At 66.1% G+C, this 25,436-nt stretch carries 19 protein-coding genes; 11 read left to right on the forward strand and 8 right to left on the reverse strand.

The window, feature by feature from the left end; genetic code table 11:
* Positions 1 to 30: 30 nt before the first annotated feature.
* Both JNG39_RS05885 and JNG39_RS05890 read right to left on the reverse strand, forming a co-directional pair.
* Positions 31 to 1,458 carry a diguanylate cyclase gene (locus JNG39_RS05885; RefSeq protein ID WP_368310224.1) on the reverse strand — a complete coding sequence of 476 codons (1,428 nt, stop codon included), beginning with the start codon at positions 1,456 to 1,458 and terminating at the stop codon, positions 31 to 33.
* A gap of 77 nt (positions 1,459 to 1,535) precedes the next feature.
* The gene (locus tag JNG39_RS05890; protein ID WP_368310225.1) at positions 1,536 to 2,825 is read right to left on the reverse strand and encodes an NAD(P)/FAD-dependent oxidoreductase; all 1,290 of its coding nucleotides are present in this window, start codon (positions 2,823 to 2,825) and stop codon (positions 1,536 to 1,538) included.
* Between the two features lie 184 nt (positions 2,826 to 3,009).
* On the opposite strand from JNG39_RS05890, the gene JNG39_RS05895 reads away from it, so the two are divergent.
* Both JNG39_RS05895 and JNG39_RS05900 read left to right on the forward strand, forming a co-directional pair.
* Complete coding sequence (locus JNG39_RS05895) at positions 3,010 to 3,624, forward strand: OmpW family protein (RefSeq protein WP_368310226.1); 615 nt, start codon at positions 3,010 to 3,012, stop codon at positions 3,622 to 3,624.
* Positions 3,625 to 3,690: 66 nt separating this feature from the next.
* Positions 3,691 to 4,596 carry a cupin domain-containing protein gene (locus JNG39_RS05900; RefSeq protein ID WP_368310227.1) on the forward strand — a complete coding sequence of 302 codons (906 nt, stop codon included), beginning with the start codon at positions 3,691 to 3,693 and terminating at the stop codon, positions 4,594 to 4,596.
* A gap of 97 nt (positions 4,597 to 4,693) precedes the next feature.
* Here JNG39_RS05900 and JNG39_RS05905 read toward each other — a convergent pair whose 3' ends face one another.
* Both JNG39_RS05905 and JNG39_RS05910 read right to left on the reverse strand, forming a co-directional pair.
* Positions 4,694 to 7,549, reverse strand: coding sequence for a TonB-dependent receptor (locus JNG39_RS05905; RefSeq protein WP_368310228.1), 2,856 nt, complete (start codon positions 7,547 to 7,549; stop codon positions 4,694 to 4,696).
* A 21-nt stretch (positions 7,550 to 7,570) separates the two neighbouring features.
* Positions 7,571 to 7,831, reverse strand: coding sequence for a hypothetical protein (locus JNG39_RS05910; RefSeq protein WP_368310229.1), 261 nt, complete (start codon positions 7,829 to 7,831; stop codon positions 7,571 to 7,573).
* Between the two features lie 46 nt (positions 7,832 to 7,877).
* Between JNG39_RS05910 and JNG39_RS05915 the strand changes: the two genes are divergently transcribed.
* The 5 genes from JNG39_RS05915 to JNG39_RS05935 all read left to right on the forward strand — a co-directional run bounded on the left by JNG39_RS05915 (position 7,878) and on the right by JNG39_RS05935 (position 14,709).
* The gene (locus JNG39_RS05915) at positions 7,878 to 8,048 is read left to right on the forward strand and encodes a hypothetical protein (protein WP_368310230.1); all 171 of its coding nucleotides are present in this window, start codon (positions 7,878 to 7,880) and stop codon (positions 8,046 to 8,048) included.
* Positions 8,049 to 8,213: 165 nt separating this feature from the next.
* Entirely contained in the window at positions 8,214 to 11,009 is a 2,796-nt protein-coding gene (locus JNG39_RS05920) for a TonB-dependent receptor (RefSeq protein ID WP_368310231.1), read from the forward strand.
* A 34-nt stretch (positions 11,010 to 11,043) separates the two neighbouring features.
* Complete coding sequence (locus tag JNG39_RS05925) at positions 11,044 to 12,396, forward strand: APC family permease (RefSeq protein ID WP_368310232.1); 1,353 nt, start codon at positions 11,044 to 11,046, stop codon at positions 12,394 to 12,396.
* Complete coding sequence (locus tag JNG39_RS05930) at positions 12,375 to 13,322, forward strand: carbohydrate kinase family protein (protein ID WP_368310233.1); 948 nt, start codon at positions 12,375 to 12,377, stop codon at positions 13,320 to 13,322. Before JNG39_RS05925 ends, JNG39_RS05930 begins: the two co-directional genes overlap by 22 nt.
* Positions 13,300 to 14,709, forward strand: coding sequence for a 6-phospho-beta-glucosidase (locus JNG39_RS05935; RefSeq protein ID WP_368310234.1), 1,410 nt, complete (start codon positions 13,300 to 13,302; stop codon positions 14,707 to 14,709). The genes JNG39_RS05930 and JNG39_RS05935 overlap by 23 nt, the downstream gene beginning before the upstream one ends.
* Here the strand turns inward: JNG39_RS05935 and JNG39_RS05940 are convergent, their stop codons facing one another.
* Complete coding sequence (locus tag JNG39_RS05940; RefSeq protein ID WP_368310235.1) at positions 14,710 to 17,688, reverse strand: two-component regulator propeller domain-containing protein; 2,979 nt, start codon at positions 17,686 to 17,688, stop codon at positions 14,710 to 14,712.
* A 169-nt stretch (positions 17,689 to 17,857) separates the two neighbouring features.
* Complete coding sequence (locus JNG39_RS05945) at positions 17,858 to 18,460, reverse strand: phosphatase PAP2 family protein (protein WP_368310236.1); 603 nt, start codon at positions 18,458 to 18,460, stop codon at positions 17,858 to 17,860.
* A 74-nt stretch (positions 18,461 to 18,534) separates the two neighbouring features.
* On the opposite strand from JNG39_RS05945, the gene JNG39_RS05950 reads away from it, so the two are divergent.
* From JNG39_RS05950 to JNG39_RS05965, 4 genes are all read left to right on the forward strand, one after another.
* A complete protein-coding gene (locus JNG39_RS05950) occupies positions 18,535 to 18,966 on the forward strand; it encodes a low molecular weight protein-tyrosine-phosphatase (protein WP_368310237.1) in 432 nt (143 codons plus the stop codon).
* A 160-nt stretch (positions 18,967 to 19,126) separates the two neighbouring features.
* Positions 19,127 to 19,816: a YjbF family lipoprotein gene (locus tag JNG39_RS05955; RefSeq protein WP_368310238.1), complete on the forward strand. Its 690-nt coding sequence runs from the start codon at positions 19,127 to 19,129 to the stop codon at positions 19,814 to 19,816.
* Entirely contained in the window at positions 19,813 to 20,601 is a 789-nt protein-coding gene (locus JNG39_RS05960) for a capsule biosynthesis GfcC family protein (RefSeq protein ID WP_368310239.1), read from the forward strand. The genes JNG39_RS05955 and JNG39_RS05960 overlap by 4 nt, the downstream gene beginning before the upstream one ends.
* Positions 20,602 to 20,666: 65 nt before the next feature.
* Complete coding sequence (locus tag JNG39_RS05965) at positions 20,667 to 22,739, forward strand: YjbH domain-containing protein (protein ID WP_368310240.1); 2,073 nt, start codon at positions 20,667 to 20,669, stop codon at positions 22,737 to 22,739.
* A 175-nt stretch (positions 22,740 to 22,914) separates the two neighbouring features.
* Here the strand turns inward: JNG39_RS05965 and JNG39_RS05970 are convergent, their stop codons facing one another.
* Both JNG39_RS05970 and JNG39_RS05975 read right to left on the reverse strand, forming a co-directional pair.
* A complete protein-coding gene (locus JNG39_RS05970; RefSeq protein WP_368310241.1) occupies positions 22,915 to 24,252 on the reverse strand; it encodes a UDP-glucose/GDP-mannose dehydrogenase family protein in 1,338 nt (445 codons plus the stop codon).
* 24 nt (positions 24,253 to 24,276) lie between these two features.
* Positions 24,277 to 25,392 (reverse strand): polysaccharide biosynthesis/export family protein, encoded by a 1,116-nt coding sequence (locus JNG39_RS05975; RefSeq protein ID WP_368310242.1) that lies wholly within the window; start codon positions 25,390 to 25,392, stop codon positions 24,277 to 24,279.
* Between the last annotated feature and the right edge of the window lie 44 nt (positions 25,393 to 25,436).

A 25,436-nucleotide genomic window follows, 5' to 3' on the forward strand; every position in this document is an offset into this window, starting at 1 on the left:
GGAGCGGTGGGAGACCGGTCGCAACGGGCATCAGGGTTGGAAGCGGGGCTGTCCGGCGCGATGCGAGCGCGCTTTGTAAAGCTCGCCGTCCGCTGTCGCCAAGGCCTCGTCCAGTGACATGCCGATCCGTTTGAACGCCGTCCCCAGCGTAAAGGCGATGGGCGCAGCCGCGGCATCGTCGCGCAGTCGATCCCCCACCTGCTTCAGCATCGCGCCGTCGGCCTCCCGCAACACCACGAGAAACTCGTCACCTCCCAGCCGCACCACGGCATCGTGCGAACGCACGCGATCGTGCAGGAACGTCGCGACTCCCACCAGTACCTCGTCGCCTCGCTGGTGGCCGTACGTATCGTTGACCGCCTTGAAATGATCGAGATCCACGGCGATGAGACCCAGCGTCTCGCCACCTGCCGTCTCTTCGAGCTGGGCGAGGTAGCGCCGGTTGAAGCAGTGCGTCAGCGGATCGCGCACCGACCACTCGCGCAGCTGGCGCTCCTGTCGCGACTGCTCGGTGATGTCCTGCGCGTGGCCCAGCACGTAGCGATCGTCGTCGTCGTCGTCGATCACGTTGTGGTAAGCCCAGATACGCAGGTCACCGTTCGCCGCACGCAACTCCAGCCGCCCCGAATCGGTGCCCCGCGTCGCGATGCGCTCCAGGTAGGCGGCGAAGGAGGCGTGGTTCTCCTCGCGCATGAAGTCGGTCATGGGGCGGCCCAGCAGCTCGGCCAGGGGATAGCCCAGCGAGCGCGCGGCGGCGGGGTTCACCGACAGGAGGGTGCCGTCGAGGTCGTGGGTGCAGATCAGTCCCAGGCTGTAATGGAAGAGTTGCCGGAAGCGGCGCTCGCTGTTCTCCAGCGAGCCGATCACCCGTCGCAGCTCTTCGTTGGCCTGGGCGCGCGTCTGGGTATGGCGCAAGCCACGCTCCATGGCCACCTCGCGCGCGAGGCTGGCGCTGCGGTCCAGCGCGTCGGCTCGCTGGGTGAGCGCCAGCCCCGTGATGCGACCGAGCAGGGTGAGGATCTCTCGCTGGCGCGGATCCAGTTCGCGCGGAACGTGATCGAGCACGCATAGCGTGCCGATGCCCGAGCCCTCGTCGAGGGCGATCGGCATCCCGGCATAGAAGCGCACGTTCGGGGCGTCCTCCACGAGGGGATTGTCGGCGAAGCGTTCGTCTAACACGGCATCGCCGACCTCGAGCAGATCGTTGCCGCGTATCGCATGCGAACAGAAGGCGATATCGCGGGGTGTTTCCTCCATGCCCTCCAGGCCCAGGTTGGCCTTGAACCACTGGCGGTCCCGATCCACGAGGCTGATCAGGGCCATCGGCGTGCCGGTCACCATGGACGCGATGCGGGCGATCGCGTCGAACAGGGGCTCCGGGGCCGTGTCGAGCACCGCCAGGGCGTGCAGGCGCTCCAGGCGCTGCGCTTCGTCGGGGGGCAGGGGCGCGGCGGGCATCGCGACTCCTCGGGTCGTCACGGCCACTTCACGGGACCCCATGTGGTGGGTGCGTGAAATCCGCCGGAAACGTGCCCTCAGTGCAGCTTCACCGGCGGCAACGTGGTGTTGCGCAGACCGTCGGCCATCCATAGGGCCACGGCGCGGGCCCAGCCGTGCAGGGTGACGCGGTGCATGAACTGCAACGACACGTAAAGCAGCTTGGCAATCCAGCCCCGCATCGATATCACCCCATGGCCCTTGCCGCCCGAGGGCACCTCGCCGGTGGCCTGGCGAACGCCCAGGGACACCAGCGTTCCCTTGGACCGGTAGGCGAAAGGCGCGACGCGTTCGCCGTGCAAGGCACGGGGCAGGGCATGCGCGAGGTATTCGGCCTGCTGGTGCGCCGCCTGGGCGGTGGGTGGCACGATGTCGCCTCCGGTCGACGCGGGCGCATAGGCGCAGTCGCCCATGGCATAAATCGCGGCGACGCCCCGGGCGGCGAGCGTGCCATCGACGACGATGCGCCGATCCCTCGACAGTTCGAAGGGACCGAGGTCGCTCACGAAATCATGGCCCACCACGCCGGCCGCCCAGACCTGGATGTCGCACGCGACACGGCTACCGTCCTTTAGGTCGAACGCGCCGTGCTCCACCGCGTTCACGCCCACGCCGACCCGCACCGTGACGCCCATGCGTTCGAGCACGCGCCGGGCGGTCTCCGAGGTGCGCGGATCCACGGCGGGCAGCACGCGAGGCGCCATGTCCATCAGGGTGATATCGAGCTTCGAGGCCGAGTCCAGGCCCCCGTAACGGTGCATGTCGTTGAACGCGTGATGCAGCTCCGCGGCGAGTTCGACCCCGGTGGCCCCGGCGCCGACGATGCCGACGCGTATGCGTTTGGACGGATCGCCCGCGGTACGAAGGGCAAGGGCCAGGATGCGCCGGCGCAGCGCGATGGCCTGCGCCGGACTGTCCAGCATGTCGCAGTACTCGAGCACGCCCGGCGTGCCGAAGTCGTTCACCCGGCTGCCGAAGGCCAGCACGAGCGCGTCGTAACGCAACTCGCGTGGCGGGAGGATGGTCTCGTCGTCCTGGGCCAGGCGCACCGCGTCGAGATGAACGGTCTTGCGTTCGGCATCCACGCGCAGCAGGGCGCCAGGCACGAAGCGGTAGCCGTGCGAGTGCCCATGCGCGAGAAAGGGTACGGCTTCTTCGCCGTCGCCCAGCAAGCCTGCGGCAAGCTCGTGCAGGCGCGGCTTCCAGAAATGGCTGGCGTCGCGATCGACGAGCACGACGTCCAGGTCGTCCCGCTTGCCCAACCTCGTCGCCAGTTCGATGCCGGCCGCGCCGCCGCCCACGATGACTACGACAGGATTTGTGCTCATGGAAGGATGTCCTCGTGAGGAGCCATCGAGCCTACGGACGCCCATGTCGCCTGTTCGCGAAGGCGCGTTGCCGCAGCCCTCTGACGATTTCGCCCGTTCCGAAACGTGCTTGATAGCCTGGAAACGCCTTCCACGCATACCGGTCCACGAGGGGCTGACGAAGTCCCCGCCAAAGGAGTTTTCCATGCACAGTTTTCGATCCGCCCTCGCCATCGGCGTACTGGGCCTGCTTCCCGCCGTGTCCATCGCGCAGGACGCGTTCATGCCCTGGATCGTCCATGCGGGCGCGCACGAGGTGAGCCCGCAGTCGAATACGGGCCGGTTGGCCGGCATGCGTTCCAGCACGAGCAGCGACAGCCGGCCCACGATCAGCCTGGAATATCGTTTCACGCCTGCCTGGAGCGTGGAGCTGCTGGCGGCGCTGCCTTTCCGCCACGATGTCCGTCTCGACGGGAGCAGGGCCGTGTCCGTGAAGCAGCTTCCGCCGGTCGCGGGAGTGAACTACCGCTTCATGCCGGATCGGGTCGTGTCGCCGTTCGTCGGTGTCGGCATCAACCGCACCCATTTCTTCAGCGCCCATGGCGAGAATGCCCTGGCGGGCGCCCGCGTGGACGTGGGCGATACGTGGGGCCTCGCCTGGCACGCGGGTATCGATGTCGCCCTGAGCGAGCGCCTCCTGTTCACCGTGGACGCGCGGCGGCTCGACATCGACGCCAAGGTCAAGGTCGATGGCACGAGGGTGGGCACCGCCCATGTCGATCCCTGGGTCTATGGCTTCAGCTTCGGATACCGTTTCTAGCCGTCGTTGTGTTCGGCCACCCGGGGGATGGATACTTCGCCGCCTCTCCCATCCTCCGGGATATTCATGGATGCCTTGACTCGCGTCCTCGAGCTGATGCGCATGCAGGGCGTACTCGATCTGCGTTGCCAGGTCGGCGGCGCCTTCGATATCGATCACGATCCGCTGCCGTCGGGCGAGGCGCCGTTCCATCTGGTGCTATCCGGTGCCGGTCGCATCGAGTTGCCCGGATCGCCGCCGGTGGAGCTGCACGCGGGCGATCTCGTCGTCATGCCGCACGGCGCGAGCCACCGGGTGGTCGATGCGGGAGGCGCCACGTCCGGCAAAACGATGGCGCTGGATACCTCGGGCCTGATGCCGGTGAGACGCAACGGCGAGCACGTGTCGCTCGATATCCTGTGCGGTCGCTTTCTCTTCGCGCCGGAGGTATCCCGTTGGCTCTTCGAGCCGTTGCCACCCGCGCTTCAGGTCAACCTGTCCACGACGCATGGCCTGGATGCGCTGTCGGGGATCGTGGCGGTGTTTCGCGACGAAGTGGCGAGGCAGCCACCCGGCGCGATGGCCGTGGTAACGGCGCTGACCCAGGCGCTGTTCGTGTTCGCCCTGCGCGAACACCTGGAGGACGCACGGGCCCTGCCGTCGTTTCTCGCGCTCCTCGCCGATCCGCGCCTGTCCCGCGCCGTGACCGCCATGATGAAGGAACCCGAGCGCGAGTGGACGGTGTCGTCGCTGGCCGAACACGCGGCGATGTCGCGTGCCACGTTCGCCCGCCATTTCGAAGCCAGGGCGAACATGGCACCGCACGAGACGCTCACGTTGCTGCGCATGCACCTGGCGGGCGAACTCCTGCGCCGTACCAACCTCAGCGCCGGTGCCATCGCCGATCGCGTCGGCTACCGTTCCGAATCGGCGTTCGGCAAGGCATTCGTCCGCGCCATGGGGCAGACGCCCGCGCGTTATCGCAGGCGGTGACATCTCGTTGCATCTCGGCGTATCCATCCCTCGCTTCGCACCGGCGCAGGCCGGTGCCTACCGCGTGAGGTAAGGTTTGCCGCACGGCTGTTCGGCTCTAGAGCTTGTAATTCACCCCGAACATCACCGTTCGCCCGAACGTGTCGTATTCCAGCGGCCGGCCGATCTTCTCGTTGTTCGGCAACGACGAGATCTGCTCCGTCTTCACCGGCGAATTCGTGACGTTGTTCACCTGTAGAAGGATCGACAGCCCCGTCATCGGGCCATGCTCGAAGGCGTAGCCGAGCTGGAAGTCGGTCTGCTTGTCGGCCAGCACCTTGGTGTAGCCGAGCTGGTCGAACAGGGCCACCGCTTCGCCGGTGAACGACGAGCGATAACGCTCGGCCACGCGTACCGACCAGCCGTACTTCTCGTAGTAGAAGGCGAGGTTGGCCACCTTGCGCGACAGGCCGGGCAGGGTGGACGGACTGCCGGGAATGGTCGAGACGGCGCTCACCGGCAGGGTGCTGTTGGTCAGCGAGAAGTTGGCCTGCACGCCGAAGCCATCGAGGGCGCGGGTCAGCAGGCCGCCTTCGAAGGTGCCGGACAGCTCCAGGCCCTGCATGCGGCCGCCGGTGCCGTTCTTGGGCATGGTGAAGGAGCCGTAGGGGCTGGTGGGCACCAGCGTCGGGTTGTCGTTGACGTATTTGGAGAAGTCGTAGTCGAGCGTGGTTTCGTTATAGATGTAGTTCAGCAGGTTCTTGTTGAACACTGCCACCGCCACGTAGCTCGACGTGCCGAAGTATTTCTCCCACGACAGGTCGGTACCGACCGCGATATACGGCTTGAGCCGCGGATTGCCGCCGCTACCCGACCAGAGCACCTGCCCGGCGGCGGGACCGTCCTGTTGGAGCGACACGCCGGCCGAGGTCGCCACCTTTTCGTCGTCGATGCGGCCACGCGCCATCGTCTTGGCGAAGCCGAAGCGCAGGTACTGCTTGTCGCCGATGGTGGCGGCGAGGTTGAGGCTGGGCAGCACCTTGGTGTATTTCACGCCGTCGGAGATGCGGCCCACCAGCGCATCGCCGTTGGTCTGCAATGCCTCGGACGACTGGTCGGTGCGCACCACCTGCACGCCCATGTTGCCGCGCAGCGGGACGTCGCCCAGGGTCGTATCGATGTTGAACTTCACGTAGGCCACCGGCACCTTCTCGCGCACGGTGTAGTTGCGGCTCCAGTCCGACTGGCCGTTGCGCTGGGTGAGGTAGTACTGGCTGTACAGCGATTGCAGCACGTCGTAGTTCACGATCGGGCCGATGCCGCCGTAGCTGAGGTCGGTGATGCCGCGTGGTGAACCGATGGGCGCACCGAAGCCGGGCAGGTAGGTATCGTCCGTGGAGCCGTTGCCGTTGAGCCAGGCGAAGAACACGTCGGCCTGCTTGTTCTTCTTGCGGTCGGAGTAGTTCACGCCCAGGTTGAAGTCGCTGAAGATCCAGCCGACCGGATGGCTGACCTCGAAACGCACGGCCTTGATCGTGTCGCGCTGCTTGTCGAATTCCTCGCGGCCGTCATACCCGTAGTTATTGGGGTCGGTGAACTGGATGATCGATGTATCCGAGAAATCCGTGCCCGGGTAGAAGCGGGGGAATTCGTAATCGCGCCGGGTGAAGAAATCGGTCGACGAGGTCGCCTGGCCCGGAAGGCCGGCGAACAGATAGGCATCGTGCAGGCGCTTCTTCGCCATCGAGTACGACAGGTCGCCCGTGAGCGACCAACCGTTGCCGAAGTCGTACTGGTTGTTCCAGCCCGCCGAAAAAAGCTTGTCGTGTTCGCGCGTGTAATCGTTCTGCAGGACCGACTTCAGGCCGTCGATGTGGCCGCTGGTCGCGATGGGGAACGGCTGGCCAGGCGACACGCCCACGTTGGAGAACGAAATGCCGGGGTCGTACGAACTGCTCGACCATTGCGCGCCATTGAGATAGGTCTTCTGGTCGAACGTGGAATAGTAGAGGTCGAGTGTCGAGTGGTAATGATCGTCGGGAGCCCATTCCAGCACGGTCATCAGGCCGTTGCGAAGCTGGTTCTCGGACTTGGCCCTCAACTGCATGCCCTGTTGGGCAAGCGTATCGTCGGGCATGCCCGGCGTATGCGGTGCGCCCTGGATCTGGTCCGCGCCGTTCGGTCCGTTGTTCACGTTCCACCACCACGCCTGGTACTGCTTTTCCTGCACCGGCGAATCGAGCTGGGCGAAACCCACCGCCAGGCCCAGCGTATGGTCGAGGAACTGGTCGATGTACGAGAAACTGGCGCGGTGGCCCGCGTCGCCCACGCCGCTGCCATGGTTGAGGCTGCCGTTCGAGGTCGTTTCGCCACGAAGGTTGGCGGCGATGGCCGGCTTGGCCAGGTCCAGCGGGCGGATCGTGTGCAGGTCGACGGTGCCGGACAGGCCCTGGCCGATGAGGCTGGCATCCGGGGTCTTGTACACCGCGGCGCCGCTGATCAGCTCTGAAGGATATTGATCGAAGTCCACGCCACGGTTTTCGCCGATGGTCGCCTGCTCGCGGCCGTTGAGCGTGGTGCCGGCGAAGTCGGGCGCGAGGCCACGGATGGAGATCTGGTTGGCGCGGCCGTCCACGCGTTGCGTGGCCAGGCCCGACAAACGCGCCAGGCTTTCCGCGATGCTGCTGTCGGGGAGCTTGCCGATGTCCTCGGCCGAGATGGCCTCGATGATGTTGTCCGAGTTTTCCTTGGCTTTCAGCGAATTCTGGATGCTCGCCTGGATTCCGGTCACCACCACGGCGTCGAGGTTGCTCGCGCTGTCCGGATTGGCCGGCTTCTTTGGCGGGGCGGCTTCCGGCGGTGCTTCCTGCGCATGGATAGCGGTAGCGAGGAGCAGGGCCGCGAGGCTCGCGGCGAGCGGACGCAGGCATGGCACGCGCGCGGAAACCTTCCGCGTCGGATGGCATCGATTCATCAGGTATTCCCCGCAAGTCATTCAAAAGGCGATGCCCTCCGCATCGCGCGGTGAGGATGAGCGGAGTGGCGTCGTCGTGTCATCCTGCGTCGCAGCAGATTCATGCGAACCGTTGAGAGTGGCCGTCGCGATATGCACATATTCGGCATACCTCTGGACCCATGCTGCCGTGCAGCAACGAAAAATGATCGTGCCGGGTGCCGTTGACGGGTTAAAAATCGTGCGGTATACGTTGGTCGGCGCGGCGGCTTTGACGCCGTTTTCGCGCACGTCGTCGGGCATGCGGGGTATGTCCGACTCCATCAGCAGCCGCGATCACGGACAGCACATGAGCCGCCCGAAAGCACATAGCGATATCGCAGGCTGCGCCGGTGCGCGGTTTTCGCTCGTGCACGTGATGGCCGACGGCATGCCCATCCTCGCCCGCGCCAAACTGAGCGCGCTGCGCTCGCGCGGCAAGTGCGTCGCCGGCTATTCGCCGCCGCCTTCCTCCCTCTGAACCGACGATTCAACTGACCGGTACGCCTCCTGGGGCGCGTGCGTGTTCGTCCGGGCTTTGCCCGTACGGTAACCGACGTGTCGTCGTGGCGCCTGACCGGTGACATGACGCACGTGGCATTCGCCGCGGGCGCCTTCGACGACACTTTCGGGGTGGGAGCAAGACGTGGACAAGCGATACGTACTGACGAAGAGGGCGATGGTGGCGGCCGTGTGTGCCGCGCTCGGCATGGGCGGGCTGCATGCGCAGACGACGCCGCAGGACAGCGCGCCCGCGGCGGCGCCGGCCGGGAAGGATCAGAAGCCGACGGCCGACAAGGCCGTGCAGATGAAGGCGATGAGCGTGGTGGCCAATCGCTACGACGCGACGAACCTGCGCATGGATTCGACCAACACGGTCGACGTGCTCTCGGCGTCGGACCTGCAGCGCACGGCCGTCCACAACGTGGCCGAGGCGCTGGGCCTGATGTCGGGCGTCAACGTCACCACGACGGGTACCGGCTATTTCGGCGGCATCGATGGTGCCGCGCGCGGCGAGGGCATGTTCGCCTCGGTGCGAGGCCTGCCGTCGGAATACAACGTCAACCTCATCAACGGCGCCAACGTCGCGCAAGGCATGCCGTATAGCCGAAGCGTGCAACTGAGTCTGTTGCCGCCCTCCGGCTTGCAGACCATCGTGCTGAACAAGACGTCCACCGCTGAGATGGACGGCGACGCCATCGGCGGCACCATCGATTTCAGGACGCCCAGTGCGTTCGACTTCAAGAAGGACTTCAGCGGCAGCGTGACCGCCAGCGGCCGCGTGGAAAGCCGCGCCCGCGACTACGGCGACAGTGGCCTGGGCGGCGGTCTCGCCGCGGAGCTGCAGTCGAAGTTCGGCAGCGAGAAGCAGTTCGGCATCTACGCGAGCGGCTACTACGACTACCGCAATATCGCCAACAGCGAGGTCGGCGCCGCCGAAAGCGCGTCCAACGACGGTTCCTGGGCGTTCGCCCATGCCAACGCGGACGGTTCGAACGCGGCCGGCTACGATCCGGCGCGCAACCTGACCAGCCTCGGCGCCAATGCCGGCATCGCTTCCGGTTTCGAGCGTCGTTACGGCGGTAACGTGTCGCTGGACTGGAACGTCGACCCGACGTTGCATGCCTACGCGAAGATGACCTACGCGTATGCGCTCACCGAGCAGAACACCACGTACAACCAGCTCCTGCCCGCCGACGTGACCTACGTGCCGACGGCCACGCCGGGAGTGTACGCGCCCAACATCGGTCGCATCGCCAACCGCTTCTGGTTCGAGACCAATCCCGAACGGGCCGACCTCGCCACCATCCAGTTCGGCGCGGACAAGACCGCCGGCGGCTGGACGATTTCGCCCAACGTGTTCTGGAGCATCGGCCGCAACGATCGTCCCGAGCACGTGGAGATCGACGGGCGCGAAGACAAGTATTCGCAGGACAACTTCGCCTATAACCAGTCCTCCCTGCTGGGTTACGGCGGCAGCCACTTCCCGTACCCGCAGCTGACCCCGGACCTGGCCAATTCGGTAAATAACATCGCCGGGATGTGGGCAAACGATTACGGCGAAGTCACGCGCATCCGTTCGGGCCAGAAGCGCGGCGGTGCCAAGCTCGACCTGCGCTACGACTTCGAGGACGGCGCGTTGCAGTCGATCAAGTTCGGCGTGAAGTACAGCGACAGCTCGCGCCAGTTCACCAATCGCGACTGGTCCACCGCGGGCATCAACGACGGCGTGACCACACTGGGTGACCTGGGCATCTTCGACGGTGGCTATTCGTCGATCTTCCCGGGCAAATATCCCTGGTATACGCCGAAGGTAAGTCGCGCCGCCGTGGCGAACCTGATCCAGGACCACCTGCTCGATTCGGACCTGGATACCTGCGGCTCGCTGGACTTCAACAACCTCAATTGCAACACCATGCGCGGCACCGAGGCAGTGAGCGCCGCCTATGCCATGGCGACGGTCAACACGGGCGACGTCGAGATCATTCCCGGCGTGCGCTTCGAGCACACGTCCATCCGCAATACGTTCTGGACGACGCCGCACGACGCGGACGGCAACGAGCAGCCGGGCTATTTCGACAACAACCACACGGTGTACAACGAGCCGCTGGGAAGCCTGTTCGTCAACTGGCGTCCCACCTCCAACGCGGTCTACCGCTTCGCGGTGTGGCAGAGCTATACGCGTCCCGCCTTCGTGCAGCTGGGCGGCGGATCGCAGATCAACGTGTCCGACGGCGTCACCACCATCACCCGCGGCAATCCGGACCTGGACCCGATCAAGGCGACCAACGTCGACCTGGCCGCCGAGTGGACGACCAGCCATGGCGGGTTCTTCTCGTTCTCGGGCTTCTACAAGAAGCTCAAGGACTACATCTACGACAGCGGCGGCGGCCAGGCCAATCCCAACACGCAGGGCGCGGGTACCGTGCTGGTGAAGACGCCGACCAACGGCGGCGACGGTACGCTCCATGGCCTGGAAATGACGGCGCGGCAGAAGTTCGAGTTCCTGCCGCAACCGTTCGACGGACTGGGCGTCAGCGTCAATGCCACGCGGCAGAATTCGCGGGTGGATCTGGGCATCCCCGGCTTCTCCAACGAGAGGCTGCAGGCCGCACCGAGAACCATGGCCAACGCCGAGCTGTTCTACGAGAAGTACGGTTTCTCGGTCAACCTGAGCTATCACTACACCGGCTCGTATATTTCCACGTACGACTTCCTCAACCAGGGAGGACCGTGGGACGACCTGTGGATCCGTCCGATCCGCCGCGTCGACCTGCACGCCGGCTATGCGATGGCCAACGGCCTGCAGTTCGACCTGCAGATCTCCAACCTCACCAAGAACTACCAGTACTGGTCGCACATCGGTCGAAACAGCCTGGTCAATTCCGACATCGTCGATGCCGGCATGACCACGCTGTTCACCGTCAAGTACGCGTTCTGACGATGCGACGTCACGATCTGCACGGAGCATGCGCATGAAGGCCTCCGTGGACGCCCGCACGGCGCCTCCACGGGCCATCGGTCTATGGGGCGGACTCTCCGCCAACGTGCTCAACATGATCGGCATCGGGCCGTTCGTGACGATTCCGTTGGCGTTGTCCGCCCTGGCCGGTCCTTCGGTGTTCCTCGGCTGGATCGCGGGGGCGCTCCTATGCCTGTGCGACGGCATGGTGTGGGCGGAGCTGGGATCGACGATTCCGGAATCCGGAGGCCCCTACCACTACCTACGCGAGGCATACGGCCGCGAACGCTTCGGCCGACTCTTCGGTTTCCTGTACCTCTGGCAGACGTTGCTGACGGCCCCGTTGTCGATCGGTTCGGCGGCGGTCGGTTTCGCGCAGTACGCGGGGTATCTCCTGCCTTCGTTGGGGGAAACGGGAAGGGTGCTGGTGGCGGCGGGCCTGTGCCTGTTCAACACGGCGGTGCTTTACCGCAAGGTCGGCGACATCCAGAAGCTGTCGCTGGGCATCAGCCTCATCGTCGCCGTGGCGTGCGTCTGGATCGTCGGTAGCGGCATCGCCCACTTCGACCGCGCGACGGCCGCGCACTTCATGCAGGCGCGCAACGACGATGCCCACGGCTTCTGGCTCGGCCTGGGCGCGGTCGCGCTCATCGCCGTGTACGACTACGGCGGCTACAACAACGTATGCATGCTGGGCGGGGAGGTGAAGAATCCACGTCGCACCATCCCGATGGCCGTGCTGTTGTCGATCCCCCTGGTGGCGGTGCTGTACCTCGGCCTGAACCTGTCCATCCTCGGCGTGCTGCCCTGGGAGAAGGCGGCGTCGTCGAAGTTCGTGGTGGCCGACTTCATGCAGGCCATCCACGGCGGCACGGGCGGCACCCTGGCGGTGCTGCTGATCCTGCTGGCCAGCTGGGGTTCGGCGCTGGTGGTGCTGCTGGGGTATTCGCGCGTGCCGTACGCGGCCGCGGCGCAGGGACAGTTCTTCAAGCCGTTCGCGCGGTTGCACCCGCGCGACGGCTTTCCCACGGTGTCGCTGGTGTTCGTGGGCGTCACCTCGGCGCTGGCCTGTTTTCTTTCGCTGGAAAGCCTCATCGCCCTCCTGATGGTGGTGCAGATCCTGTTCCAGTACATCGCCCAGTGTTTCGCGGTGGTGATCCTGCGCCGCCGGCATCCCGGTGCGGATGTCTTCCGCATGCCGCTGTATCCCTTGCCCATCGTGGTCAGCGTCGTGGGTTGGCTCTACATCGTGGCGACGAGCGGTACGCGCTCGATCGCCGTGGGCGTCGGCGCGGTCGTCGTCGGCACCCTGGTTTTTCTTTGGCAGGCACGGAGTACCCGATCATGGCCATTCCCGAAAGCATGACGTCGTGGGACGTCGCGGTGGTGGGCGAGATCTATGCCGACCACGTCTTCACCGGCTTCGCGCGCTGGCCCGGTCCGGGTGAGGAAGTGCTTGCCGAGCACTACGTGCGTGAACTCGGCGGCGGTTGCGTGAACACCGCCTGCGGTCTTTCCCGGCTCGGGCGGCGCGTGCGCCTCGTGGGCCTCATCGGCGACGCGGATTTCGACTGGTTCGAAAGCCGCCTGGGCGACTTCGGCGTCGGCATGGGAGGCATCCGCCTCGGCGCCGAGGCCACGGGCATCACGGTCAGCGTGTCCACCCGCGACGACCGTTCGTTCTTCACCTGGCCCGGTGCCAACAAGGGGCTGGCCGACCTGCTCGACGACTCCGCCGTGCTCGCCGACCTGCTTGCCGCGAGGCACGTGCATTTCGCCATGCCCTTGCCGCGGCATATCGCCGCCGAACTGCTGCCGAAGCTTCGCAAGGCCGGTCGAACGACCTCGCTCGACGTGGGCTATTCGCCCGAGTGGTTGACCGACCCGCGCCATCTCGAGACCTGCCGCGAGATCGATTACCTGCTGCCCAACCGCAAGGAAGCCGCGCTGCTGTGCGGTGAGGACGACCCGGACGCATATGCCGCGTGGGCGTGGGCCGAAGGCCTTCCGCGCGCGGTGCTCAAGCTCGGTGCCGAGGGCGCGCTGGTGGTCGACGCCGACGGCGTCAGCCGCATCGCCGCGCCACGCGTCGACGCGCTGGACACTACCGGCGCAGGCGATGCCTTCGACGCCGGTCTCATCGATGCCTTGCTCGACGAGGCGCCGTTCGGTCGTTGCGTGGAGCGTGCCTGTGTGTGCGGCGCGCTATGCACGACCGCTGCCGGTGCCTTGCGGGCGCTACCCGATTCCCTTCAATTGAGGACACTGCGTGAACAGACGTATGGACCGTAAGATCGCCCTGGTCGGCGGAGGCGGCGTGCGTTCGCCGCTGGTGGTATTCGGCGTGAACGAGGCGATGCAGGACCTCGGCGCCGCGGAGATGGTGCTTTACGACCCCGACCCGGCACGCCTGCGCATCATGGTCGACCTCGGCAAGGCCATCGTGTCGCGCTTCGGCGGCGAGCTTCGCCTGCGCGGCGCCACTTCGCTGGAAGACACCATCGAGGGTGCCGACTTCGTGCTCAACAGCATCCGCATCGGCGGTATCGCGGGCCGCGCCGCGGATGAACGCGTGGCCATCGAGCACGGCTACCCGGGCCAGGAAACGACCGGGCCCGCCGGTATCGCGATGGGGCTGCGCACGATTCCGGTGGCGATCGAGCAGGCCCGCCTGGTGGAACGGCTGAGCCCCGACGCCTGGCTGGTGAATTTCACCAACCCCGCCGGACTCATCACCCAGGCCGTGAGCGACCACAGCAAGGCGCGCATCGTCGGCATCTGCGACACGCCGACGGAACTGTTCCACAACATCGCCCACGCCCTGGGCGAACCGGCGCACGAGGTGGAGTGCGACTACGTGGGCCTCAACCACCTGGGATGGGTGCGCAGCGTGCGCGTGCGGGGGGAAGAAGTCATCGACCGCCTGCTGGCCAGCGACGGGCTGCTGCGACAGCTCTATCTCGCGCCGCTGTTCGACTTCGACATGATCCGCACCTTGCGGCTCATTCCCACCGAGTATCTGTTCTTTTACTACGAGCGGTCGCGCGCGCTGGAAAACCAGCGTCGCCAGGGCGGAAGCCGCGGCGCCGAGATCCAGCGCCTCAACGACGACCTGCTCGCGGCGCTCACCTCGCGCCTGGATGCCGGCGACGGCAACGGCGCGGTGGACATCTACGCGGCCTACCTCAACCAGCGCTCCGGTTCGTACATGAAGCTGGAAGCCGAAGGCGGCTCGGCCTTCGACCAGGGCGTGAGCCTGCAGGGCGATCCGTTCCGCGTGGCCACGGGTTACCACCGCATCGCCATCGACGTGATGAGCGCACTCACCGGGGCAAAGCCCGCGCGCATCGTGGTGAACACGCGCAATCGCGGCGCCGTGCCCGACCTGCCGCACGACGATATCGTCGAGATTGCCTCGGATATCGGTCTCGACGGCATCGTGCCGCGCCCGGTCGATCCCTTGCCCGACGCGGTGAACGGCCTGGTACGCTCGGTGAAGGCCTACGAGCGCGCCGCCATCGCGTCGGTGCTCGACCGCCGGCGGCTGGGTGCCCGCAAGGCCATGCTCATCCATCCCGCCATCGGCGAGTGGACGCCTTCGGCGGCCTTGCTCGACGGCTTGCTGGGCCACGCCGACGACGACGGCGAGTGCCTTTGCCACGGGCCCTTGCGTCGCTGATCAGGCGTCGCGTCGATAGGCGCGCGACGAGGGAATGCCGATGCGCAGCTCGGTACCCTTGTCCGCGCCGGGATGGATATCCGCTTGGCCGCCGATGCGGCGGGCACGCTCGCGGATGCCGGTGAGGCCCCAATGGCGCGAGCCGTCGTTGCCCATCGTCGATCGGGGGTCGATGCCCTTGCCGTCGTCGCGGATCACCAGCGTGAACAGCCGTGAGGTGAATATCATCTCGATGGTCACGCTGCGTGCGTCGGCATGCCGTTGCACGTTGAGCAGGGCCTCGCGGCCGATGTAGTAGAGCTCGTCTTCCGCGAGCGGATCGAGCGCGCGGGGCGTGCCCCGCGTCTGCGTGACGATCTGCACCCCGAGGTTTTCCAGGTCGTCGCCGTAGCGTCGCAGGCGGTCGGCCAGCGTGCCGGCGTAGGGCATGTGTTCGCGCAGGTCCTGCACGCGATCGCGCCCTTCGACGATCAATCGCTCGGCGCGGTCGATGGCCTGTTCGAGGGAATGTTTCCCGCCGTCGGTGTCCGGCAGCCGGTCGACGATGGCCTGGAAGCGCAGGACGAGCCCTTGTGCCCCCTGCAGCAGGGTATCGTGCAATTCGCGCGCGATGCGCTCGCGCTCTTCGTAGCGTTCGCGAAGCCGGACGCGAAGCTGCCGGGTCAGCCCGCGCACGCGGAGGCGATGGGCCAGCCAGATCGCCAGTGCCACGATCATGCCGCACAGCAGCTTGAACCACGGACCTTCGAAGAACGTGGGCACCACGGTGAGCACGGCTTCGGCGGGCCGGCCCCAGCGGCGACCGTCGTAGGACGCCTCCACCGTCAGGTGGTATTCGCCGGGATGCATCTGCGTATAGCGCAACTCTCGCTGGCGATCGAGCGACGTCCAGATGGTCATGCCCGGGTCCATGCGATAGCGGAAACGCACGCCGCTGGGACGCCCCGGAGCGATCGCCGCGTAGCGCACGATGAAGTCGCGATGCGCGGGGTCGAGGCGTATGTCGTCGAGGGGGAAATTCTGGTTGACCGAGGATACCGATCGGATGACGGTGGCCGGCGGGGAAGGCATGGGCGGCAGACGGCCGGCGTCGAGACGAAGCAGGCTTTCGGCGCGAGCGAACCATAGCGTTCCGTCGCGGGTAGCGGCCAGGGTCGGCAAGGGCCGTACGGTCTGCACGCCGTCGGTGACGCCGTCATCGGCCGTGAGCAGATTCACGTCCACATGCCGGCTGCCGTCGCGGAGTGCGCGCTGGATGTCGGCATGGGCGAGCCATGCGATGCCCGATTCGGCGTTCACCCAGATCGTATCGTCCGAGCGAGTGCCTATACCCGTGGCGCCTTCCAGTACGCCGGCGGGAGAGGTCGTGATGCGCTCGACGCGGTCGCCGTCGATCACGGCAAACCCGTGTTCGCCCGAGGCATAGACGCATCCTTCGACGGAGTCGATCGCGGTGATGGCGCCGATCTCCAGGTTGGGTCCGGGGAGGACTCGGTGAAAGGTGTCGCCCTGTGCACGTATGAGGCTGCCGTCGGCATAGCCGAACCAGGCCATGCCATCGTGATCGACGTGGATCACCATCGGGCTCCCCGGCGGCAGTTCGTCGCCGGCGGAGATCCACGGGCCGCCGGCATCCGCGCGGTACAGTCCCTGGAAGGCCACGCTCAGCCAGAGGCGACCCGTGGCGTCCCTTCCCATGGCCTGTACGACGCCGGGTGCCCCGCTTTTCGCGGCGGGAAACGATGTTTCCTCGATCTTGCCGTCGTTCATGCGCCACAAGCGGCCATGCCCGCCCAACCAGGTGCCTCCCCGCGAATCGGTGTAGGCCATCGTGAGGCCCTCGTCGAATCCTGGCAGGGCCGAAGGCGTGCCGCTGAGGTTCCACAGGTGGTCGGGCGTCGGATTATGGTTGTCGGTACCCGTCCACATCCGCCCCTGGGCATCCTCGAACGGCGAGAAATAGAGCGGAAACGCGGGAAGGTTGATCCGAGTCAGTGCGCCCTCGCGCAGTAGATCGACGCCGCCCTTGGTGCCGAGCCATACGTTGCCTTCGCGATCCTCGAGCGCGGTCATGACCGCCTGCGACGACAGTTCGAGCGCGGGCAGGTCGTTGGCGTCCCTGAACGACTCCGATGGGCGGAAGGCCGATCCATGCAGGCTGAACGCGAGGTCGCGGCACAGGCCCGATTTGCACGCGACCGTCCACAGCGCGCCGGCGCGGTCGATGAAGCGTGTCGCGCTGTTGGCGCGGCGGGCGCGCGCAGGCGGATGCGGCCGTCCCCATTCGCCCGGGAGCGGCGCCGCGCCTTTTTCGTCCAGCATCCACAAACGGCCGGACGGGTCGTCCAGCAGGTACGACTCTTTGTCGAAATGGACGCCCGAAGCCATGAACGCCGCGGCATGCGGGCGCAACACGAACCACTGCGTGCCGGACGACGCCCAGAGGTTACCTTGGCGGTCTTCGATCAGGTCGATCACGTCGGGCGGCGACGAAGGCGCCGGCGACCATGCCTGTCCGTCGTACCGGTACAGCACGCCGCGCGCATTGGCCCATATGCGGCCGTCGGCATCGCCCGCGAAGGCGTCGATCGATATGTTGGCGGGCAGTCCATCGGCCTCGTCATAGCGCTGGAGGGTGCCCTGGCGCAGGCGTACGGCCCCACCGTTGGCCTGGGATACCCAGAGGTCCCCGCCCTTGGCGGCATACAGGGCCCAGGTGGCATCGGTGCGCGGCGAGCCGGGCGGCCGCAGGGTGATCCGCGTGAAGTCGAAGCCGTCGTAGCGGTAGAGGCCGGTGCGGGTGCTGAACCACAGTTGCCCGTCCTCGGTCTGCGCGATGAAGGACACGCCGCTGGGAGCACCGTCCTCGCGACGGTAGGCCGTGTGGAGGAGGGTGGACGAGGGGTGCGCCTCCTCCGTGGCGGATGCCGCCAAAGGCATCGCTAGCCAGAGGGCGATGGCCAGCATGACACGGGCCATGCGCCACGGGTGTCCGCGTGGCGAACCCCTGCGGCCTTGGGACAGTTCGGAACCTTGCATGGGCGGATGGTGGCACAGGCCGCGGCGGGCGTCTTGACCCCATTGCCGCGCGGCCAGGGGAAGGCATGGCGTTTTCGGCGAAAATCCGCTTCGAACGGCGCCGGCCCGATTACCGCGATACGTGTCGAACGAAGACGTGCCCGCGTCCGCTCAATGCCTTCGCCACGTCCTGCAACAGATGCTGCGAGGGAAAGACCCGTCCGTAGCAGAGCAGACCGATCGCGACGACGCCGATGGCCAGGATCCATGGCCGGGATGGCGATACGTCGGGCGAAGCCGGTGCGCCGCCGATGAACCATGCCGCCGAGAGGCCTCCGGTGAATGCGCCGAGCAGCACCTCCGACACGCTGTGCACCTCCAGCGCCAGCCGAGATATCGCCACCCCGATGCCGACGAGGAGCCCCGCGACGATCGCGGCAGGTCGCCAGCGACCGCGAACGAGCAGCGCACCTGTCGACGTCCATACCAGCAGCGAAAGGGCCGTGTGCCCGCTGAATCCGGTGTAGTCGAGCCCGGGTGGGCCGATGCCCCAGCCCATGAACAGCAACTTCGACAGCGCCACGATGCCACCGCAGGCGATCGCGGCCGCCAACCAGCGAAGCGCGTCACGAGTCCGGCGATCGATCCAGGCCAGGTAGATCGCCACCCAGGCAATGAGGGGAAGCAGGAGCGCGCTGTCGCCCAGGGCCGTGACGAGACGCCACATCGTCATGCGGCGGGCCTGGTTATGATGTTCGTCGTGATCATTGGATTCTTCGAAGACTTACCGGGAGTATCGCAGTACCTATGTTCGAACGGATACTGATCGTTTGCGTGGGCAACATCTGCCGCAGTCCCACGGCGGAGTATGTCCTGCGCCACCGCCTCGGCGATCGCGCCCGCATCGGCAGCGCGGGACTGAGCGCGATGGTGGGACATCCGGTCGAACCCACCGCGTTGGCGTTGCTTCGCGAGCACGGTATCGATGGCGAAGCGCATCGCGCACGCCAACTCGATGCCCGCCTGCTTCGCGAGTCCGACCTCGTGCTCGCCATGGAACGGTCGCACGTCGACGCCATTCGCCGGATCGCGCCGGAGTCGAGCGGAAAGGTGTTCATGATGGATCGATGGCTCGGCGGGAAAGGCATTCCCGATCCCTATCGCCAGCAGCGTCCCGCCTTCGAACATGTCTACGAGCTGATCGACGAAAGCGTAAACAGCTGGCTGCCGTATCTCTAGTCGCGTGGCGTGATGCCAGTCAGTTTTCAGTCCGGTTCGATCCTGTAGTGTTCAACAGGACGTGCGGCGACTTTCCGTCGACGCCACGTTCACATCAGTGCAGTCCTTGCACGCCCCGCCCAGGGGCTAGACACCTTACCTACCGGACCGATCACTGATCTTGGCTTGGCCCGACGAAAATCAACGCGCGCACGTCGCGCCATGGCGTTTCTGGCCCGGTGGACTGGCACTGGCGCTGTGCACGCTCGCCGGGTGTTCGCCGGTATCGCGCGGCAGCCTTCAGTCGATCCGTCTCGCCGTGCACGGAGAACGGGTCGATCCGACGGCGGAATCGGTCGCGTCGAGCCCGTATTACCAGCTCCAGGTGAACACGCCGGGCGGCGAGGCCATCCTGATTCTCGCCAAGACGGAGCAGGGAAGGCTCGGTTGGTATGGCACGGGAGACGATATCGTCGTCACGCGCGACGGCCTCATCGTGAAGACCGTGGGCCTGCCGCAGAACCTCGACGATTCCGCCTTTACGCAACGCGATCCATTTCACGAGGGGCTGCAACACGTCACGGCTCCCATCGATTATCCGAGGCGCATGGACTGGTCGCCCGGCTATCGTTACGGCTATGTCCTGCAGGCCCATCTCGTCCCCGGTGCGACGGAAGACATCGATATCCTCGGTACCGTGCGCCGGCTTCGTCGCATCGACGAGCGTCTTTCGGGCCCCGGTGTCGACCTGACCAACCGCTACTGGATCGATCCGGTCGACGGCTTCATCTGGAAGAGCAGGCAGTACGTCGCACCGGGTTATCCCGTCGAAACGATCCAGTTGCGCCCCTATCGGGAGAAGGCCCCGTGACGCGGGCACGTCGCTGGAGCGGCCTGCTGCTCCTGCTGTCGGCGTCGGCCGCCTTCGCGCAGTCCGCGTCGCTGCGCGTCTCGGCCGAAGGGTCCGTGGCTCGTTCCGGTTCGGCCGTCTATCCGTCCGACGCGAGGCTTTCGACGGTGGCCCTGGCCGCGCATGTCGACCTCGACGCTTACCTGCTGGGAGCGGCGTGGCTGAGGCCTGAACTGGAGCGCGACCAGCTTCGCCTGCGTGCGGGCGTCGTCTACGAGCTCGGTGCGATTCGTCGTGCGGCGATGGCCTCGGGCGACGATGCCATGGCCGATGCGGGAGCCGCCTTCCAGCGCTGGTTCGCGGGCCTGCCGGTTACGGGACGCCGCACGGGCGTGACGCTCGATCCTTCCCGTCTCGAGGTCACGCCGGCGGAAGACTGGCCCGTGCACGACGGCGACCGCCTTTTCTATCCCCGACGCCCGACGAACGTCCGCGTAGTCGGCGCCGTCGAAAAACCCTGCCGCTTGCCCCAGGTCGCGACGCGCGACGCGCGGCGTTACCTGGCCGACTGTCCTCGATCGCCAGCGGCCGATCCGGACGCGATCTACGTCGTGCAGCCCGACGGCATGGTGTTCAGGCAGAACGTGGCCTTGTGGAATCGCGACGCCGCCAGGGTTCTGGCACCGGGGGCGTGGATCTACGTTCCCTTCGCCGAGAAAGCCATCGCCGGCGCCACGGACGGCCGGTTCAATCGCGACGTCGCGGGCTTCCTCGCCACCCAGTTGCTCGACGAGGGAGCGCGTTAGTGCGGCGGCGGGTGTGGCGAGGGTGTCGTCGCGCGGGGTGGGTCCTATGGGCCGGCGGATTCGCGATGGCGGCTTCCGCGCAGGAAACCTATACGCAAAGCGATTTCGGCGGCGTGGGCCTGTTGCAGACGCCGACCGCGCGCATGGCCCGGGAGGGCGAGTTCAGTTTCGTGCTCAGCCGGGCCACGCCCTATACCAATTACAATGTTTCGTTGCAGCCGATTCCCTGGCTCGAAGCCTCGTTTCGCTACACGAATGTGAGCAATCGCCTGTACGGCCCGCGTTCGCTCAGCGGCGACCAGACCTACAAAGACAAGTCGATCGACGTCAAGGTCAGGCTCTGGCAGGAAACCCGCTGGTGGCCCGCGGTTTCCGTGGGTACGCGGGACATCGGCGGCACCGGTCTGTTCTCCAGCGAATACATCGTCACGAGCAAGCGCGTGGGGCCGCTGGACTTCAGCCTGGGCCTGGCCTGGGGTTACATCGGCAACCGCGGCGACATCGCCAATCCGCTGAACATCATCAGCGACCGGTTCAGCACGCGACCGAGCAACGGTACGCAGACCGGTGCGCTCAGCATCAACAAGTTCCTGCGCGGCCGCCCCGGCTTCTTCGGCGGCGTGGAATATCGCTCGCCGTGGGACTGGCTCGTGCTAAAGGCCGAACTGGACGGCAACGATTACAAGCACCAGCCGCAGAAAAACAACCAGCCGCAGCGCTGGCCGGTGAATCTCGGCGCCGTGTTTCGCCTCAACCACAACGTGGATCTCACCCTCGGCTACGAGCGAGGCAAGGTCGCCACCGCCGCGTTGAACCTGCACGCCAACCTGGCGACCCACGTCGATCCGCCGAAGTCGTTCGATCCGCCGCCCGAACCGGTCGCCTTCACCTCGACGCCCGTGGAAACACCTACGGACAGGCGTCCCCCGGAGCAGGTCGATTGGCAAGACGTGGCCAGGCGCCTCGGCACCAACGCGGGCATCGACGTGAGCAGCATCCGTCGCCGTGGTTCGGAACTGGTCATCCACGGACAGCAGAACCGGTTCTTCTATACCTCCGAAGGGGTGGGCCGCGCGACGCGCATCGTGGACAACCGCCTCGACGGCAGCGTCGACTGGGTCACCGTTTCGGCCGAGCGCAATGGGCTGAATACGGTGGATACCAGCGTGCACCGGCCGAAGTTCATCGAGTTGCTCGACCACCGCATCGATCTGCCGACCTTCCGGCGCAGCATCGAGCAGGATCCCGTGACCGCCCGCGACGAGGAGATCCTTTACCGGGCCCCGTTGAAGCGACTGACGGGCGGCGTGTCGCTGGGCTACCAGCAGAACGTCGGCGGGCCGGATGCCTTCGTGCTTTACCAGGTCTACGGGGCGGGGTCGGCCACGTTCAACATCACCCGCAACCTGTGGCTCGACGGCGTGCTCGCGGTGAACATCAAGAACAACTACGACCAGTTCAGGTACGACGCGCCGAGCAAGCTGCCGCGCGTACGCACCGACATCCGCAAATACCTCACCAGTTCCGACGTGACGCTCCCCAACGTCCAGCTCACGGGCACGCGCCACCTGGGGCAGGACCTCTATGGCCTGGCCTACGCCGGCCTGCTGGAAGATATGTACGCCGGGGCGGGCGGCGAGGTGCTTTATCGCCCCTTCGGCGAACGCTGGGCCTTCGGAGCCGACGTGAACTGGGTTCGGCAGCGTGGGTTCAAGCAGGATTTCTCGCTACGCCATTACCACGTCATCACGGGGCAGGCGACGGGCTACCTCGACACCGGCTTCCACAACGTGACGGTGGCGGTGAGCGTCGGCCGCTACCTGGCCGGCGATTGGGGCACCACGATCGACGTGTCGCGGCAGTTCGCCAACGGCGCGCGGATGGGAGCGTATGCCACGGTGACCAACAAGTCCGGCGCGGCGGGATATGGCGAAGGCAGTTTCGACAAGGGCATCTACGTGTCGATTCCGTTCGACATGCTGCTGCCCAGTTCGACCCGCAATCGCGCGACCTTGCTATGGCAGCCGCTGCAGCGTGACGGCGGTGCGCGACTGAACAAGCGCTACACGCTCTATACGCTGACCAACGACCTGGACGGTGACTTGTTCGACAAGAACCTGGGCAAGATCACGCAGTAAGGCAACCGGGATTCGCCGATACGATCGGCTCCCACCCCTTCGGTGGGCGAGATTCTCGAAACGGCGTATAGGGCCCGGCCGTGTCCTTGCGGCGCTGATCGCCGATACGATCCTTCGGTAGGCATGTCGTGGGAACCTTGCCTACCGAAGGGGTGGGAGCCGATCGTATCGGCGATCAGCGTTGCAGGGAGCGACCGCGTCCGATGCCGTAGTAGGCGATCCCGGCGTCCTCGACGACCTGCGGATCGTAGAGATTGCGACCGTCGAAGATGGCGGGCTCCTTCAGTGCCGCCTTGATGCGGGCGAAGTCCGGGCTACGAAACGCCTTCCATTCCGTCGCCAGGGCCAGCACGTCGGCCCCTTCGAGCGCTTCATAAGGCGAATCGCACAGTGTCAGGTCAGCCCGCTGCCCATAGATGCGCGAGGTCTCTGCACGCGCCTCCGGATCGTAAGCGCGAACGCGCACCCCGGCATTCCAAAGCGACTCCATCAGCCGCCGGCTCGGCGCCTCGCGCATGTCGTCCGTATTCGGCTTGAACGCCAGCCCCCAAAGAGCCACCGTGCGGCCCTGGAGCGTTCCGTCGAAATGTCGATGGATCTGCTCGAACAGGCGCGTCTTCTGCGAATGGTTGACGGCCTCGACCATGGAGAGCAGTCGCGCATCGTAGTCATGCGAGCGCGCGATACGCTCCAGCGCCTGGACGTCCTTGGGGAAACACGAGCCGCCGTACCCGACGCCCGGATAGATGAAGTGGTAGCCGATCCGCGGATCGGCGCCGATGCCCTGGCGAACGAGTTCCACGTCGGCGCCCACGCGCTCGGCGATGTTGGCGATCTCGTTCATGAAGCTGATCTTCGTCGCCAGCATGGCGTTGGCGGCATACTTGGTCAGCTCGGCCGAGCGTTCGTCCATGACCACCATGCGGTCGTGATTACGGTTGAAGGGGGCGTACAGCTTGCGCAAGCGCGCCACGGCGCGATCGCTCGACGCGCCGACGACGACGCGATCCGGCCTCAGGCAGTCTTCGACTGCGTCGCCTTCCTTCAGGAATTCGGGGTTGGACACCACGTCGAATTCGATTTGCGCCCCACGGGAGGCCAACACCTCGCCGATGGCTCCGCGCACGCGATCGGCCGTGCCTACCGGTACCGTGGACTTGTTGACCACCACCGCGTAGCGATCCAGGTGGGTGCCGATCGTGCGCGCGACGCCGAGCACGTACTTCAGGTCGGCGCTGCCATCCTCATCGGGGGGCGTGCCCACCGCGATGAAGATGAGTTCACCATGCGCGATGGCAGGCGCGGGATCGGTGGTGAATTCCAGTTGTCCCGCGGCATGGTTGCGCTTGACGATGGGTTCCAGGCCGGGTTCGTAGATGGGAATGATGCCGTTGCGCAGGCCTTCCACCTTGGCCTCGTCCACGTCCACGCAGACCACGTGGTTTCCCATTTCCGCAAGACAGGCACCGGTGACGAGTCCCACGTAACCGGTGCCGAAGATCGTTACCTTCATGCGTATCGCCTTCTGAGCGTTGAATCAGAGATTCTGGTCGCGGTCCAGGTTGTATTGCGCGCTGGTCGCGTTGTTGAGCAGCCCCGACGAGGGAAGAAGCTGGCTGATGAAGCGGTTCCAGCGGGTGATACCCGCGGGACCGACGTATATGACATCGCCAGGCTTGACGGAGAACTGCGAGGCCACGGCATAGGCCGAAGGCGATGTATTGTCGAGCTGGTAGATCGATGCCGGCGCCTTTTCCATGTCGTCGACGCCGCGGATCACGTAGACGGACTTGCCCCGGGCGCTGGCCTGGTTCAGGCCGCCCGAACGGCCCAGTGCCTGGGTGAGGCTCAGGTCGCTGGTCTTGAACGGAATGGCTTGTGGACGTCCCACTTCCCCGAGCACGTACACTTCGTGGCGATCGTTGTACGGCAGGTAGATGCTGTCGCCGCCCTTGAGATAGACCTCCTGGCTTCCCGCGGGCGAGTGCGACAGGGCATCGAGGTCGAGATGGTATTCCTGGCCGTCGCGACGCAGCAGCACGTCCGAGAGGTCGGCCAGTTGCGCGTTCACGCCGGCGGCGCCGATGGCCTGCTTCAGCGTGAGGGGATTCACCGTGATGTTCTGTGGATCGGTTCTCACGAAGGCGCCGCCAAGCGTCACCTTCTGGCTGCCGTACGCCACGATGCTGATGTCGACCTGCGGCTTTTCGATGTACTTGGTCAGGCGGTCGGTGATGGCGACGCGAAGCTCTTCCAGGGTGAGCCCGGAGGCCTTCAGCAGGCCCACGTAGGGGTAGAAGAGGGTGCCGTCGGGCCTCACCAGGCGACCGTTGGCGGACGTCTGCTGTTGGGACCCGGCCGGGGAGGTGAGCTCGGGGTGCTCCCAGATGGTGATGTAGAGCGAGTCACCCGGTCCTATGCGATATGGCTCGGGCCGATAGGCCACCAGTCCAGGATCGACACCCGCCGAGACCGCGCTCGCCTTGTCCATGGCGATCAGCTTGGGCGTGATGGGGATCAGCTGGTAGCGGCTCCCCGTCGCGCTCTCCTTGTCGTTCAGCTCGCCGGTTTTCATGTGCTGGCCGGGCGCCAGGACGCACGCGTTCAGGAAAAGGCACCACCCGGCCAGACCGAGAGTCGGCAGAAACTTCATCGTTTGAGGGATCCTTCGGTCGCCTGGCTGCTCGAGGGCGAGCC

The sequence above is a fragment of the Luteibacter sp. CQ10 genome, assembly GCF_040900725.1.
Classification (GTDB): Bacteria; Pseudomonadota; Gammaproteobacteria; order Xanthomonadales; family Rhodanobacteraceae; genus Luteibacter.

Bases quoted from the DNA above. Each gene is read 5' to 3' on its own strand.
- JNG39_RS05915 (WP_368310230.1), top strand. From the start codon at position 7,878: ATGAGCCGCCCGAAAGCACATAGCGATATCGCAGGCTGCGCCGGTGCG.
- JNG39_RS05945 (WP_368310236.1), bottom strand. From the start codon at position 18,460: ATGACGATGTGGCGTCTCGTCACGGCCCTGGGCGACAGCGCGCTCCTG.
- JNG39_RS05895 (WP_368310226.1), top strand. From the start codon at position 3,010: ATGCACAGTTTTCGATCCGCCCTCGCCATCGGCGTACTGGGCCTGCTT.
- JNG39_RS05910 (WP_368310229.1), bottom strand. From the start codon at position 7,831: ATGCCCGACGACGTGCGCGAAAACGGCGTCAAAGCCGCCGCGCCGACC.
- JNG39_RS05900 (WP_368310227.1), top strand. From the start codon at position 3,691: ATGGATGCCTTGACTCGCGTCCTCGAGCTGATGCGCATGCAGGGCGTA.
- JNG39_RS05890 (WP_368310225.1), bottom strand. From the start codon at position 2,825: ATGAGCACAAATCCTGTCGTAGTCATCGTGGGCGGCGGCGCGGCCGGC.
- JNG39_RS05940 (WP_368310235.1), bottom strand. From the start codon at position 17,688: ATGGCCCGTGTCATGCTGGCCATCGCCCTCTGGCTAGCGATGCCTTTG.
- JNG39_RS05950 (WP_368310237.1), top strand. From the start codon at position 18,535: ATGTTCGAACGGATACTGATCGTTTGCGTGGGCAACATCTGCCGCAGT.
- JNG39_RS05930 (WP_368310233.1), top strand. From the start codon at position 12,375: ATGGCCATTCCCGAAAGCATGACGTCGTGGGACGTCGCGGTGGTGGGC.
- JNG39_RS05975 (WP_368310242.1), bottom strand. From the start codon at position 25,392: ATGAAGTTTCTGCCGACTCTCGGTCTGGCCGGGTGGTGCCTTTTCCTG.
- JNG39_RS05905 (WP_368310228.1), bottom strand. From the start codon at position 7,549: ATGAATCGATGCCATCCGACGCGGAAGGTTTCCGCGCGCGTGCCATGC.
- JNG39_RS05925 (WP_368310232.1), top strand. From the start codon at position 11,044: ATGAAGGCCTCCGTGGACGCCCGCACGGCGCCTCCACGGGCCATCGGT.
- JNG39_RS05965 (WP_368310240.1), top strand. From the start codon at position 20,667: ATGGCGGCTTCCGCGCAGGAAACCTATACGCAAAGCGATTTCGGCGGC.
- JNG39_RS05970 (WP_368310241.1), bottom strand. From the start codon at position 24,252: ATGAAGGTAACGATCTTCGGCACCGGTTACGTGGGACTCGTCACCGGT.
- JNG39_RS05885 (WP_368310224.1), bottom strand. From the start codon at position 1,458: ATGCCCGCCGCGCCCCTGCCCCCCGACGAAGCGCAGCGCCTGGAGCGC.